This window comes from Anaerococcus sp. Marseille-Q7828 (assembly GCF_949769285.1).
GTDB lineage: Bacteria > Bacillota > Clostridia > Tissierellales > Peptoniphilaceae > Anaerococcus.
Genome location: NZ_OX458331.1, coordinates 1211271 through 1225551, shown reverse-complemented (window position 1 = coordinate 1225551; position 14281 = coordinate 1211271). Strand labels below are relative to the sequence as shown.

The following is a 14281-nucleotide window of genomic DNA, read 5'->3' as shown; positions in this document are numbered from 1 at the left end:
CAATTTATCTATTTTATTATTTTCATAACACTTGAACATGACTTGCTTCTTCACAATTAAGTGCTTCCTTCAAATCTTTAAAATACAGTTTTTGTTGGTTTCTTAAATATAATCCTACAAAAGGTTTAAATATAAATTTTTTAGAAATAACATTTTCTGTAAAATCTAATGTTGTTTTATCTCCATTCGAATAAAATTTTCCTATCCAAGTTCCTTTTATATTTGCGTTTTCAATTTCAAAAGACCAGCATTGATGTTTCGTATATTCTATAACTTTAAAATTTGTTTCTATCCCATCTTTTGTAATCTCTACAAAATTCTTATCATCAATAATTTTGATATCTTTGATATCACTTCTCCAACCAAAATCACGAAGGTCAGTAACTTTATCCCATACTTTTTCTATTGGGCAATTTAATGTAACTTTGATATTTGCAACTGCCATAAAATCCTCCTAAGTAAACTTATTTATACTTTTCTATCTATAGAACTAATTTCTTCCATTTCCTAATCTTAGTCCTAAATGTTCCAAATGGCGCTACTGTATTTACATGAATAAATTTATAAACTTCCCAAGTTGCGGTTTTTGTTGCTTCATCCGCCCATTTTCTCATATGGGGTTTAAATAACTCCTCATCTGTTAATTCATCTATCATAAGACAAATATTTTCTACATTTTGTGTTAGTTGTTCTTTTAGCTCCTTTAAAGATTTATGAGCATAAGTATCTGTAAACCACTTATATAATTCTCCAAGTTGATTCCATTTGAAATTATCTGATGGCGTTTTAACTTCCAGTCCTTTTTTCTCATCTTCTTCCCATTTTAAGAGTAAAGTTGTCCAACCTACTTGATAGGCAAGATTTTCTGCCGGTGTCCTATCAACTTCTTCTACTTTTTTGTCTTTTAGTTCTTCCGGTATATTATCAAACTCAGAAATATACTTTTCAAAAGTTTTCTTTATCTCATTTTTTAATTCTTCATTACTTTCATAAGACCTCATATGCCTACCTCCATGGTTTATATATAGATATTATACCAAAAATATTTTTATCCTAAGCTTAATTCATAATCTTGTAATCAAACTGTTCCTGTTTATTTTTATTTTATCTCTATTCTTTAAATACTCTTCCACATCAAACAAGTTTCTCTTATCATAATCTTCCAACAACTTGTAATTCTTATGCTTTGTAATATCAAATTTATCTGACAAGAAAGGTCTTACTCCTCTTAGTTGGTATATACATTTACCGCCATCCATTACAGTTATTTCATCTTGACTCATAAGTTCCTTACCAGTTTTTTGGTAATTTAGACCAAAAGATTTTTGGTTGGATCTTGTTTCTGATGTGTTATATAGGTCTATAGTTTCTTTTCCTAAGGTTTCTGATAATTCTTTTACTGTTGTTTTTTCTTTTCCTCCTAAAAAGAGTGTAGAGTCGCAGTTACCAACTATTGTATCTGCATGGTCTTTATAAATTGCTTTTAATTGAGATTGTGCTTGTAGTATTATACTTGCCGATATTTCTCTTGAACGAATTGTCGCTATTAGTTTTTCAAATTTAGGAATCAAACCGATATTTGCAAACTCATCAAGTAGACACCTAACATGAACTGGAAGTCTTCCACCATACACATCATCTGCCTTATCACATAGTAGATTAAATAATTGAGAATACATTATTGAAACTACAAAGTTAAAGGTATCATCTGTATCTGATATTATTACGAACAAAGCTGTTTTCCTATCTCCAATTTTATCAAGTTCTAATTCATCTTCGCTCATTAGTTCTCTAAGCTCTCTTATATCAAAAGGTGCTAGTCTTGCTCCACATGATATTAAAATGGACTTAGCAGTTTTTCCTGCTGCCAGCTTATATTTCTTATATTGCTTAACTGCAAAATGACTTGGGTCTTTCTTTTCAAGAGCCTCAAAGAGCCTATCAATTGGGTTCATATAGGTTTCGTCATCTTCTCTAACTTCACTTGCGTCAATCATATCCAATAGTGTCTTAAAGTTCTTTTCTTCTTCTGGTGCTTCATAATAAATATAACCGATGAGGGCAGTGTAATATAACTTTTCAGCCTTTACCCAGAAATCTTCTCCTGCCTTTTCTCCATCTCCCTTGGTATTGGCAATTATGGTTTGAACAAGCTTTAAAATATCTTTTTCACTTCTCAAATAAGCAAAGGGATTGTATTTCATAGATTTTTTAAAGTTTATTGTATTTAATATCTTTATATCATATCCATTTTCATAGAGCATTTTTCCACACTCTAACACAAGTGTGCCTTTAGGGTCTGTTACTACATAGGAAGAGTGCATTTGCATTAGATTTGGCTTTACATAAAATCTTGTCTTACCTGATCCAGAACCACCTATTACTAATACATTTTTATTTCTAGCATATTTAGGGTTTTTAGGTCTTGAGTTCATTGTAAGTCTTTCGGTATTAGTTATAAGAACATTGTTTTCAAACTTTGGATCAATATATGGAGCAATATCCTTATTTTCTCCCCATCTTGCAGATCCATATTCCTTACCTTGCCTATATTTCTTTTTATTTTTTCCTTTGATATAAACAATTAGTTTAACAATACCAGCAACAAAAACACCTACTAACAAGTCCCTTGGATTAAGGCTTGGTATATAGGATAAAGTTCCTATATCAGAAATTCCTACCATTATTCTATCAATAATATCTCCTCCTACATAAGAATTGATGTGCTTAGAAAAAATATTTCCAATATAGAAAAATGATAGATAGGGAATGTTTGATAATATAAATTTCTTTGGGTTGTCTATTTTAATTAGGTTTTTAATATCAGAAAGAATGGCTTCTAATACCTTATTCATCGTAGAAACCTTCACTATCTAATAAAATTAGTAGGTAGTGTCTTCCCTTTGGTGTTATAAATGTTTGTATTCCTACAAGTGTACCTAGTGGATCAACCCATTCCTTTACTTCAAAATATCCCTTGTTCTTATCTGCATAAGGTAAGAGTTTCTTTTTCTTATCTCTATAAATTAATCCTTTATCCATTAGAAAACTTATAAACTGATTTTGTGGTATTCCTAACTCTTTGGCAGTATTTCTAAAGTTTGTAAGTAGATTATAATCTACTAATTTGTCATAATAGTCTGCCTTTGTTCTTAATTCTTCAATCTCTTCTTCTCTTTCGGCAATAATTCTATTGGCTACAAGAATTGCATCTGCAAGTAGATCTTCATTAGTTTTCTTTTCTTGCCCTACTATATATCCTCCGTTTTTTCTAATACTTGGTAAGACTTCTCTAGTTACCCAAGCTTTGAATATTTTTGCTTGTGGTAGTTTTGATGAAAGGATAAGTGAATACAATCCTGATTCGTTAATTATTGAAATATTCTGTATTCCTCCAGGGGTGTTCCATTTCGTTACACCCTTATCTTCCTCATCTACATGGTCATAAACAGCTTTTCTTGGATTGACATATCCTAGCATAGTTGCTACTTCATTTGCTATAAAGAAAAACTCACCGTCTTTTTCTATAACAGTGAGTTTCCCAAAATTCTTATTTTCAAATGTTTTTAAATTACTTATCATAAGCTTTGCTCCTTATGTTTATTTTTAACTTTATCTTTGCTAATGGTGTCCTTAGCCATATCTTTAAACTTATTTATTGTCTTTGTTATTGAATCTTTTCTATCGGCCTTTCTTTCAGAAGCCTTAACTGCTTTTTTAAAGGCATGTTCCATTACCTTTATATCCTTAGATTGAAAAAACACAGAGTGGTTACCAGTTTCCTTATCTTTCATAACAGAAAACTTCACTCCGTGTTTATTTAAAATTTTCTTTAGTTCTTTTAACTCAGGATCTTTTAGATTAATTTCTTCTAACTGTCCCTTTTTAACCATATCCTTTAGTTTTACTTCTTCTCCATTATTTTTTATTACATTTTTCAAGCCTCCTTGTTCCTCTATTTGCTTGTGTACTTTCTTTAAGGCATCAAGAATTGCTTTACTTGTTGCTTTTGCAAGTCTTACTTCAAGATTAAGACTTGACCTAGATACTTCTTCATTAATCATCTATTCCACCTCCATATAAAAGTAACTCTTTGTATTTTCTTAACTTCTCTTGATGGATTTTTCTTCTAAAATCTTCTCCTGTAACTTTAACTGGTATTGTCATTTCAAGTATTCTTGAATATATTCTCTGATACTCAAGGTCAATATTAGGGTTTTGAATAATTTCCAATGATAAGTTTGTAGTAAAAATTGTCGGCTTACCCTTTAAGTATCTTGAGTTTATAATGTTATATACTTGTTCTCTTGCATAAGATGTATCTCTTTCAATTCCAAGGTCATCTAAGATTAACAAAGGAATATTAGAGAGGTTATTAATAATTTCATTTGAATCTAGCTTAAATGCTGATTTCTGTATTTGATTTATAACCTGAGATAAATTCATAATCTTAACTTTAACTTGTTCTCTTTCAATTAATTCATTTGCAATAGAACAAGCAAGATAAGTCTTTCCACTGCCAACATCTCCATAAAATAACAGTCCAACATTGTCTTCCTTCATTTGCTCAAAACTCTTGGCATAATTGTAAGCAACCTTGTAAGCTTGACCTTTTTCATTTAAGAATTTCTCAAAAGTATACTGGTGTTGGATTGGCGATGAGAAGCAATCTTTTTTTAGCGATGATATTTTCATTAGTCTTTCTCTTGCTTCATTTTCCTTATCTCTCTTTATTTCACACTCACATTTAATTCTTGGAATAAACTTTGTAAATCCAATGTCAAGTAATTCTCCATCGACTCTTTTGCCACATACCTTACAATAAATATGACCATTTCTCTCAATATCATTTTCTCTTAATACAAAATCTTTTAAGCTTGTCATAAACTCTCTCCTATATCGTAATTCATTTTCCTTGTTGTATTATCATTAATGTTTTTTGCCTGATCATTAAGATACCAATTGATTATCGTTGCCTTGTGGTCTTGATACACTCTGTTATTTGCTTTCATATAAGATGAGAGCCTATCAATGTACTCACTAATTCTGATTCCTAACTCATTTGTTAAGTCCTTGTATTCTTCATCAGTCAAAAATATATTTTTATATATTCCATAAGACTTTTGCCCTTTATTAAAATCATTATTTCTTAACTCATTATTACTAATATTGTTATAGTTACCTTCCGATTTTCGAAAATCTTGACTTTCGATATTCGAATCTCTTGAATTTCGATTATCGAACTTCTGTAATTTTGTTTTTCGAACTTCTTGATTTTTTAATTCCATATTATTAAATATGCTCATAAAGTCTTTAACATAAATTCTATTAGGCTTTCCCAGTCCTTGTCTTTTCTTTTCAATCAGTCCTATTCCTGATTTAATATCAAGTTCAGATATTAATTTATTTGCTTTTTCACTCGCACAATTAAATTGATCTTTTATTCTTTCTATTGTGTAGTAAATAAAGACTTTTCCATCTTCATCTATCCAGCCATTTTTATATGAAAGACCCATTCGATTAAGCATATATGAATACAAAACTTTAGCTTCAATAGAAATGCTCTTAAAAATCTCATCTTCCATTAATACCATAGGTAACCTAATGAAGTTATACATTTCAGATTGCCTATTATAAAAATAATCAAAATTCATCCTTACCTCCTTTCTTTAAAATAAAAAAGAGCAGCCTTATTTAAGCTACTCTTGTAGAAAGTATAAAATGGGTTTTATCTTATTATATTTTTCTTTGTGTCTCCTCATACCAGTTGTAAAACTACTCTTACGTCCATGTAGTTTTTTGGGGTCTTTTTGACGTATCCTTCTTCATCTTTATCGAAGACAAAATGCTTATGAAACTGCTTAAAATGCAGGATTTCTAAATTTACATCTTTTGTATCAACGCTATAGTCTCCACATGCATAGTCTGAGGGAACATATCTACTGCCTTTAATTTTTTAAGTTCATAGCCCCTATCCATAAATCTTTTGATATCCCTGGCTAATGTTTGAGGGTTGCAGGATATGTAGACTATTTTGTCTATGCCAGCATTGGCAATTGTTTTTACTACTTCTTTGTCTAGGCCTGCCCTTGGTGGGTCTACTGTTATTGCATCGATTTTATTTTCTTTTATGAATTTGCTATCGATAAACTTTGCGTTTTTTGCTATGAATTTATAATCTTTTAAACCATTTCTTTTGGCATTTTCTTTGGCATCTTTGATAGCATTTTTGTTGATTTCTATTCCTACTATGTGATCGTCATTGATTGACATGGAGCTTGTTGCGCTTCCGCAGTAGAGGTCTAGGAGTTTTTGATTTTCTCCTAAAAATTCTCTTGCTACACCATAGAGATTTTCTATTTGATATTGGTTTACTTGGTAGAAGTCATCTGCACTGATTTTAAATGTTTTATCCTTTATTTTAAAGTCTAACTTGCCATTGCCATTTATTGCATATGCCTTTCTTCTGTCTATCAAATTGATATGAAATTTTGAATTTTGCCAGTTCTTTTTGATGTATTTTTGACAGTCTTTATCATAAGTTCCGTAAAGATTTAATAAGATGTCTTTATTGTTTGTGCGAATGGAGATTTCAGTAATAACTCCGTCGAATTTCCCATTGATTTCTTTACTTATTTCTTCTATTTGACCTAAATTTTGACCTATATAATCACTTGCTATCAGACAATTATTTATTTTAACTTTTTCATCTGAGTATTTTTTAAGATAATTTAGGCCACCGTCTTTGTCTACTTGTAAGTGAATCTTGTTTCTATATGCGAATTCTGGACTTTCAATGATTTCAATATCTTCAATTTCTAGATGTGTTGATTTTTTTATGGCATTTTTTATCAAGTTCTTTTTTAATTTTATTTGTGTGTCATAATTGATATCCATTATAGAACAACCCCCACATTCATAAAAATATGGACATGGAGGTTTTCTTTCAAATTTGCTTTTTATATTTGTTTTTATTTTCCTAGCTTCTAAGAAATTTTTCTTTTCAGCTATGATTTCGGCATCAAGAGTCTCGCCATAGATTGCGTTTTCTACAAAAACTGTTTTTGCATCTGTTCTTGCTACTCCTCTGCCGTCTTGGATGATATCAATTATCTTTAAATCTTTTAGGATCATTAGATAACTTTTGTTTCTCCCTTGTAAATTACTCCACCTATTGGATCTACTGTGATTATATCACCATCATTTACTAAGTTTCTGATGTTAAATGCACCTACTACTGCTGGAATTCCAAAGTGTACTGCGGATATAGCAGTATGGCTTGTTAGTCCACCTTCTTCTGTTACTATAGCTTTTGCTTTTTCGATGTATTCTGTGATATCAGAGTCTGTAAATTTGGCTACTAGGATATCCCCTTCTTCAAATTTCTCTTCTAGTTCTTTTTTGGTTGATGCTAGGCATACTTTTCCTGCTACAGACTTAGTTCCTATACCTGTACCACTCGTAATGATGTCGCCTATGATATGAACTTTTATTAAGTTTGAGTTACCAGATACGCCTAATGGGATACCAGCTGTTACTACTGTCAAGTCTCCCTCATTAACATAATTTTCGTTGATAGCTCCAAATATTGCTCTTTCGATTAATTCATCTGTTTCTTTGGCTTCTTGGATTACTATTGGATATACTCCCCAAACAACTGATAGTTGTCTTGCAACTTTTTCTGTTGTTGTGGCTGCAACTATATTAGTTCTTGGTTTAAATTTAGAGATTACTCTTGATGTATTACCACTTGATGTACATGAAATGATAGCTGATGCTTCAAGTTCCTTGGCAATTTCACAAGTGTTTCTTGCAATAGAGTTTGTTACGTTGTTAAAGCTTGATATGTCTGTTTCGTATACATTCTTATTAAAGTCATCTGATAATTCTGTCGTTATACAGATGTTTCTCATAGTACGAACTGCTTCTACTGGATATTTTCCTCCAGCTGTCTCACCAGATAGCATGACACAGTCTGTTCCGTCTATGATAGCATTGGCTACGTCTGTTGTTTCTGCACGAGTTGGCCTTGGGTTTCTAATCATAGAGTCAAGCATTTGTGTTGCAGTTATTACTGGTTTGGATGCAAGGTTTGCCTTTCTGATCATCTCTTTTTGGACAATTGGAATAAGTTCTGTACGGATTTCTATACCCAAATCACCACGAGCAACCATGATACCATCAGAAGCTTCGATGATTTCATCGAGGTTATCTACACCTTCTTGAGATTCTATTTTTGAAATGATTTTGATATTTTCTCCACCGTGATCTTCTAGAACTCTTCTGATGTCATATACGTCTTCTTTTTTGCGGACGAATGATGCAGCTATGAAGTCAATATCATTTTCTATACCAAACTTGATATCATCAATATCTTTAGGTGTTATTGCTGGTAGATTTGTTTGACGTCCTGGTAGGTTTACACCCTTGTGATTGGATAAAACACCGTTATTTAGTGCTTTACAAACTACGTCTGTGCCATCTTTTATATCAACTACTTCTAGTTGTACTAGACCATCGTCTATAAATATTTCGCTTCCCACTTCTACATCTTCTGGCAAACCAGCATAAGATACTGATACTATATCTTGGTTACCAATCACATCCCTAGTTGTAAGGATAAATGTATCTCCTGGCTTTAGGAAAATTTCGTCAACGTCAAAGTTACCAGTTCTAATTTCTGGTCCCTTAGTATCTAACATTATAGCTATAGGTGTATTTAATTTGCGTCTAATTTTTCTTATAGTTTTGATTTTTTCTAAGTGTTCTTCGTGTGTACCGTGGGAAAAATTAAGTCTTGCAACATTCATCCCACTTTTTACAAGTTCTTCAAGGATTTCTGGTGCTTCAGATGATGGACCAATAGTACAAACAATTTTTGTCTTTTTTAAGTGATCTGGCATTTGATTCATATTATGATTCCTTTCTATCGTGAAAGATTATTTGCTAATGCGTATAGCTTCTCGTTAAACTGTGACTTAGAATTTACTGCTTCATCAATGCTAACTTCAATTAGTTTACCATTAGCATATCCAATAGCTAGTCCTGTTTTCTCTTCTTGTAAAAGTTCTACTGCGTGAGCTCCCATTGTTGAACCTAGTAGTCTATCAACTGTTGATGGTGAACCACCTCTTTGCACGTGACCTAAGACTGTAACCTTTGTTTCAATTCCAGTCTTTTCTTCTAGTTCATTTGCTACAGAGTATGGATCTCCAACTCCCTCTGCTAGGGTTATAAGATGGTGGAGCTTGCCTCTAGCCTTACCGTGTTCCATTTTTTCTATGATTTCATCTATTGAAAATTCGTGTTCAGGTACTATGATAGATTCTGCACCACCAGCAAGGCCAGAAAATAGTGCCAAGTCTCCACAATTTCTGCCCATTACTTCTATTACAACAGCCCTACCGTGAGAACTTGATGTATCACGAAGTTTGCCTACAGCATCAGATACTGTCTCAATTGCTGTAAAAAATCCAATTGTAAAGTCTGTGTATCCCATATCATTATCTATGGTTCCTGGGATTCCTACAGTTTTGATACCAAGATCTGAAAGAGCCTTTGCTCCTTGGAAGGAACCATCACCACCGATTACAATAAGGCCCCCTATACCATAATCTCTTAGGATTTGGGCACCTCTTTCTTGTCCCTTCTTACCTTTAAATTCTAGGCTTCTTGCAGTACCAAGTATAGTACCACCCTTATGTATGATATCTGCAACAGATGATACATTCATCTCATAGATATCACCTTTCATCAAGCCATCGTATCCATTTCTGATACCCTTTACTCTCATTCCACTACTTAATGCTGTACGAACTGCAGCCCTAATGGCAGAGTTCATACCTGGTGCATCGCCACCACTTGTTAAAATTCCTATAGTTTTCATAATTCTCCTCCATCTAATATAATATTTTCAAATCCAAGAAAATTATACAGTTTTTCCATTAAATTATCATTAATATTAATCCAAAGTTTCTGGTCAAGTTTGACTGATTTATTCTTATCCGCAAAATATATCACAACAGGGGTGTCTCCCTGGGATTCTTGTAATATCCTCCTTAAATCATTATACCTGTTATATTCAGTTTTCAGGTATAAAATATCAAGATTCAAACTTTCGATGTCTATAAATTCTGATGTAAGTAATTTCACATCATTTTCATCTACTTGTAATTTACCCTTTACTAGGACTACATTATCTTCTTCGATCAAATTCCTATATTTTCTGTATGTCTCTGGGAAAATAACCATTTCAATTGTACCGTACATATCTTCCAAGCTTGCAAAGGACATAAGAGTCCTTGACTTAGTCATTATCTCAGATTTTCCAGTAATAATTCCAGCCATTGTAACATATTTGTTGTCCAATCTCTGGATCTCTAAGTCTGTCAGTTCTTCTTTGAATGAAGTCTTGAAATTTACTAGCTTTGATAGCCTATCGCTAGCATCACTTAAAGGATGGTCAGATATATAAAAACCTAGTACATCTTTTTCCAAAGATAACTTGACTTTTTTGGGATATTCGTTGATTTCTGGCATATTGATATCATCTGTTGACTTGGTAGCTGAATCATCGGCAAAGTCTAGAAGGTTCATTTGGCCCTTGACATTTATCTTTTGACCCTCATGAACATTGGTCATAGCTGACTCATAGACAGCCATAAGCCTACTTCTCATATATCCCATAGAATCAAAAGCACCAGCCTTTATAAGTGACTCAAGACCTTTTTTGTTAAGAGCTCTTGAGTCGTAGGCCTCAACTCGTTCTAAGAAATCTTTGAAATTTGAAAATTTCTCTCCCTCATTACGACTACCTACAATTGCATTTATAAAGTTTATTCCTAGATTTTTTATAGCTGAAAGGCCAAAGATTATTTTCCCATCTTTTGCATGGAAATTTTCGTAGGAAATGTTGACATCTGGGGCTATCAGATCAATTCCCATTGATTTGGTTTCGCTTATATAAGCATATAGCTTAGATGTATTGTCCATGACAGATGATATGAGATTGGCCATATATTCTTCTGGGAAATAGTGTTTCAAATATGCTGTTTGTATAGCAACCAATGAATATGCTGCTGAGTGAGATTTGTTAAAGGCGTACTTGGCAAAAGATATCATTTCATCATAAATTATATTTGCATTTTTCTCGCTTACGCCATTTCTGATACATCCTGGTACTAAGACATTGCCATCTTCATCGACCTTGCCATGGACAAATACTTCTCTATTGGCTTCCATGACATCCATTTTTTTCTTACTCATAGCACGTCTTAGATTGTCAGCCTCTCCTAGAGAAAAACCTCCAAGCTGTTGAACTATTTGCATTACCTGCTCTTGGTAAACTATGATTCCATAAGTCACTCCAAGTATTGGCTTTAATTTCTCATCAATATATGTTATGTCTTCAGGATTGTTTTTGTTGTGGATGTAGGTTGGTATTTCATCCATTGGCCCTGGCCTAAATAATGAGTTTGCTGCTATAAGATCATCAAAAACTGTCGGCTTTAAGTTTTTAAGGAAATTTCTCATTCCAGCAGACTCAAATTGGAATAAGCCTATGGTTTTAGCCTTATTAAACTGTTTTATGACATTTGGATCATTTTCATCTATCTGTTCTATATCAATTTCTATGCCACGGTTTTTTTTGACATCCTTTATGGTATCCTTGATAACTGTAAGGTTTCTAAGTCCCAAAAAATCCATCTTTAGTAGACCCAGCTCTTCTATTTCAGTCATATTGTATTGGGTGACTACAAGATCATTTGATAAGGCCAAAGGTACTATGTCTGTCAAGATTTCCTTGCTCATTACAACTCCAGCCGCATGTATTGAAGTGTGACGAGGAAGAGCTTCTAGTTTTCTTGCAGTGTCGATAAGTCTCTTGCTTTCTGCATCATTTTGATAGGCTTCCCTGAACTTATCCGATTCCTCAAGGGCCCTATCGAGGGTCATATTAATCACCTGTGGAACTAATTTCGCTATCCTATCAACCTTGCCATAAGAAATATCAAGGACTCTTCCCACATCTCTTATGGCATTTCTAGCCTGCATCCTACCAAAAGTTACAATTTGAGATACGTGGTCCCTGCCATAAAGTTCGTTTACATATTCTACTACTTCGTCACGTCTGACGTAGTCGAAGTCTATGTCTATATCTGGCATAGATACCCTTTCGGGGTTTAGAAAACGCTCAAAGATTAAATGGTATTTAATCGGATCTATTTGGGTGATGTCTAAGGCATAGGAGACAATGGAGCCTGCTGCCGAACCACGGCCTGGCCCTACTGCTATGTCATGGTCTTTGGCATATTTTACAAAGTCCCATACTATCAAAAAGTAATCTATATAACCCATATTGTTGATTACGGTAATCTCTTTTTGGGCACGTGATCTAATTTCTTCAGTCACATTTTCATACTTTTTTGCCAAGCCTTGGTCAACCAAATCGGTCAAATACTCAAGGTTTGTAGTATTCTCTGGTAATTTGCTAAAGTATGGAAGGTGAGGATTGTGAAATTCAATTTCTAGATTACACATATCTGCAATCTTTTGGGTATTTGCTAATGCCCTATCATAGTCTTTAAAAATCGCCTGCATTTCGTCGTAACTTTTTAGATAAAACTCATCGGCAGGCATTTTCATCCTATCTTCATCCTTGATCAAAGAACCTGTCTGCACACACAAGAGTACGTCTTGGTAATAAGCATCTTCCTTGTTTATGTAATGCACATCGTTAGTGGCAACAAGTTCTATGTCCAAGTCTTTGTGTATTTTGTCTAAAACTTCATTAACCTGCCTTTGTTCCCTTAGACCATGGTTTTGCAGCTCCAAGTAATAATTATCTTTGCCAAATAAGTCCTTGTATTTTTGGGCTGTTTCATAGGACTTTTTGATATCATTTTCTAAAATTCTCTGATTTACTTCGCCATTTAGGCAAGCACTTAGGGCGATGAGCCCATCCTTGTGATTTTTTATAAAGTCAAAGTCAATCCTTGGCTTGTAATAAAATCCATTTACATAGGCTTCAGATACTATTTTTAGTAAATTCTTATAGCCCTCTTTGTTTTTGGCAAGCAAAATCAAATGGTAGTAGCGCTTATTGCTAGGATCTTTTTTAAGATGATCATCTTCTGATATATAGACTTCACAACCTATTATTGGCTTGATATTTCTAGCCTTGGCTGCCTTATAAAATTCTATGACCCCATACATCTGCCCGTGGTCTGTTATGGCAATAGAATCCATATTCAATTCTTGACACCTATCAAGTAGTTGATTTATCCTAGAAAATCCATCTAATAGTGAATATTCTGTATGCACATGTAGGTGAGTAAATTTATTTTCCATACTTAATCCTTAATTAAAAAAGACTTGTTTTCACAAATCTTCAGCCATCTTAATAAATTTCTGTAACCTATAATTAACCTTGGACTTGCTCATAGGCGGATCTAACATTTGTCCCAATTCTTCTATAGAAGTATAGGGATTTACTAGTCTAAGCTCAGCCAATTCTTTCATCTCAGCTGACAAAACATCCATCATACCAGCTTTAAATATAGCCTTTATGGCATCTACTTGCTTTAGTGATGCATTCACAGTTCTGTCAATGTTGGCCTTATCAAAATTAGTTTGCCTATTGATGTTGTTTCTAATTGACTTCATGGCTCTAACATCTTCAAGCTCAAACAAGGACTTATTGGCACCAATTATAGCCAAAAAGTCAGAAATCTTATCTGAATCTTTTAGATATACTACTTTGATTTCTCCCTTGTCGTTAATTTTAGGCTTTAGGTCAAAGATGTCCATAGATTCTTTTGTTAGTATAGATTCTTCAATAGAATTTGTTGAAAGCTCAAGATTATAGCCTCTTTGAGGGTCGTTTACTGATCCTTTCAACACAAAGGCAATTTTAAGATATGACTTTATATCATCAAGGGATACATCTTCCAAATAAGAATCCTTATTTATAAAAAACTCATTAGAAGCATCCATGAGTTCTTCTGAAAGGGATTCATCTTCGACGATTACTGAAAACAACCTATCCTTATCCATATCTTTTATCTCAAAGATTGGCGAATAATCGTATACTTTTTTGATTAGATTGTAGATATATCTTGCTATGGTATTTGAATAAGTCTTAAAAATCACCTGATAACTAGCATTTGAAATTCTTATACTAGAAATATACTGAAAAAATGTAAGTAGTTCAGCATGAGCATCTATAGGATCTTTTTTTAAAACTTCTTTTTTACATCTTTTTGAAAAAGACATTTTGGCC

The 14281-nt window shown here is 33.1% G+C and carries 12 protein-coding genes; all 12 read right to left on the bottom strand.

From position 1 onward, the window contains the following. Positions 1-22 precede the first annotated feature (22 nt). Positions 23-445, bottom strand: coding sequence for an SRPBCC family protein (locus QNH69_RS05760; protein WP_282929601.1), 423 nt, complete (start codon positions 443-445; stop codon positions 23-25). 37 nt (positions 446-482) lie between these two features. Further along, the gene (locus QNH69_RS05755) at positions 483-1001 is read right to left on the bottom strand and encodes a ClbS/DfsB family four-helix bundle protein (protein WP_001258253.1); all 519 of its coding nucleotides are present in this window, start codon (positions 999-1001) and stop codon (positions 483-485) included. A gap of 63 nt (positions 1002-1064) precedes the next feature. Next, positions 1065-2855 carry a VirD4-like conjugal transfer protein, CD1115 family gene (locus QNH69_RS05750; protein ID WP_282929600.1) on the bottom strand — a complete coding sequence of 597 codons (1791 nt, stop codon included), beginning with the start codon at positions 2853-2855 and terminating at the stop codon, positions 1065-1067. Continuing rightward, positions 2848-3582 carry a phage antirepressor KilAC domain-containing protein gene (locus QNH69_RS05745; RefSeq protein WP_282929599.1) on the bottom strand — a complete coding sequence of 245 codons (735 nt, stop codon included), beginning with the start codon at positions 3580-3582 and terminating at the stop codon, positions 2848-2850. The genes QNH69_RS05750 and QNH69_RS05745 overlap by 8 nt, the downstream gene beginning before the upstream one ends. Next, a complete protein-coding gene (locus QNH69_RS05740; RefSeq protein WP_000606600.1) occupies positions 3579-4064 on the bottom strand; it encodes a PcfB family protein in 486 nt (161 codons plus the stop codon). The genes QNH69_RS05745 and QNH69_RS05740 overlap by 4 nt, the downstream gene beginning before the upstream one ends. Continuing rightward, the gene (locus QNH69_RS05735) at positions 4057-4884 is read right to left on the bottom strand and encodes an ATP-binding protein (RefSeq protein ID WP_282929598.1); all 828 of its coding nucleotides are present in this window, start codon (positions 4882-4884) and stop codon (positions 4057-4059) included. Before QNH69_RS05735 ends, QNH69_RS05740 begins: the two co-directional genes overlap by 8 nt. Then, positions 4881-5654, bottom strand: coding sequence for a replication initiator protein A (locus tag QNH69_RS05730; RefSeq protein ID WP_282929597.1), 774 nt, complete (start codon positions 5652-5654; stop codon positions 4881-4883). The genes QNH69_RS05735 and QNH69_RS05730 overlap by 4 nt, the downstream gene beginning before the upstream one ends. 229 nt (positions 5655-5883) lie before the next feature. Then, positions 5884-7134, bottom strand: coding sequence for a 23S rRNA (uracil(1939)-C(5))-methyltransferase RlmD (gene rlmD / locus QNH69_RS05725; RefSeq protein WP_282929596.1), 1251 nt, complete (start codon positions 7132-7134; stop codon positions 5884-5886). Next, positions 7134-8912, bottom strand: a complete 1779-nt coding sequence (pyk, locus tag QNH69_RS05720) for a pyruvate kinase (protein WP_282929595.1) — start codon at positions 8910-8912, stop codon at positions 7134-7136. The genes rlmD and pyk overlap by 1 nt, the downstream gene beginning before the upstream one ends. A gap of 14 nt (positions 8913-8926) precedes the next feature. Further along, positions 8927-9886 carry a 6-phosphofructokinase gene (gene pfkA / locus QNH69_RS05715; RefSeq protein WP_282929594.1) on the bottom strand — a complete coding sequence of 320 codons (960 nt, stop codon included), beginning with the start codon at positions 9884-9886 and terminating at the stop codon, positions 8927-8929. Then, entirely contained in the window at positions 9883-13350 is a 3468-nt protein-coding gene (locus QNH69_RS05710; RefSeq protein WP_282929593.1) for a DNA polymerase III subunit alpha, read from the bottom strand. The genes pfkA and QNH69_RS05710 overlap by 4 nt, the downstream gene beginning before the upstream one ends. A 30-nt stretch (positions 13351-13380) precedes the next feature. Further along, the gene (gene whiA, locus QNH69_RS05705; protein WP_282929592.1) at positions 13381-14274 is read right to left on the bottom strand and encodes a DNA-binding protein WhiA; all 894 of its coding nucleotides are present in this window, start codon (positions 14272-14274) and stop codon (positions 13381-13383) included. Between the last annotated feature and the right edge of the window lie 7 nt (positions 14275-14281).

What these genes read in the sequence shown, in the direction of transcription:
- QNH69_RS05745 (WP_282929599.1), bottom strand. Translation starts at nt 3,582, where the DNA reads ATGATAAGTAATTTAAAAACATTTGAAAATAAGAATTTTGGGAAACTC.
- whiA (WP_282929592.1), bottom strand. Translation starts at nt 14,274, where the DNA reads ATGTCTTTTTCAAAAAGATGTAAAAAAGAAGTTTTAAAAAAAGATCCT.
- QNH69_RS05710 (WP_282929593.1), bottom strand. Translation starts at nt 13,350, where the DNA reads ATGGAAAATAAATTTACTCACCTACATGTGCATACAGAATATTCACTA.
- QNH69_RS05730 (WP_282929597.1), bottom strand. Translation starts at nt 5,654, where the DNA reads ATGAATTTTGATTATTTTTATAATAGGCAATCTGAAATGTATAACTTC.
- pfkA (WP_282929594.1), bottom strand. Translation starts at nt 9,886, where the DNA reads ATGAAAACTATAGGAATTTTAACAAGTGGTGGCGATGCACCAGGTATG.
- QNH69_RS05760 (WP_282929601.1), bottom strand. Translation starts at nt 445, where the DNA reads ATGGCAGTTGCAAATATCAAAGTTACATTAAATTGCCCAATAGAAAAA.
- QNH69_RS05750 (WP_282929600.1), bottom strand. Translation starts at nt 2,855, where the DNA reads ATGAATAAGGTATTAGAAGCCATTCTTTCTGATATTAAAAACCTAATT.
- QNH69_RS05740 (WP_000606600.1), bottom strand. Translation starts at nt 4,064, where the DNA reads ATGATTAATGAAGAAGTATCTAGGTCAAGTCTTAATCTTGAAGTAAGA.
- rlmD (WP_282929596.1), bottom strand. Translation starts at nt 7,134, where the DNA reads ATGATCCTAAAAGATTTAAAGATAATTGATATCATCCAAGACGGCAGA.
- pyk (WP_282929595.1), bottom strand. Translation starts at nt 8,912, where the DNA reads ATGAATCAAATGCCAGATCACTTAAAAAAGACAAAAATTGTTTGTACT.
- QNH69_RS05755 (WP_001258253.1), bottom strand. Translation starts at nt 1,001, where the DNA reads ATGAGGTCTTATGAAAGTAATGAAGAATTAAAAAATGAGATAAAGAAA.
- QNH69_RS05735 (WP_282929598.1), bottom strand. Translation starts at nt 4,884, where the DNA reads ATGACAAGCTTAAAAGATTTTGTATTAAGAGAAAATGATATTGAGAGA.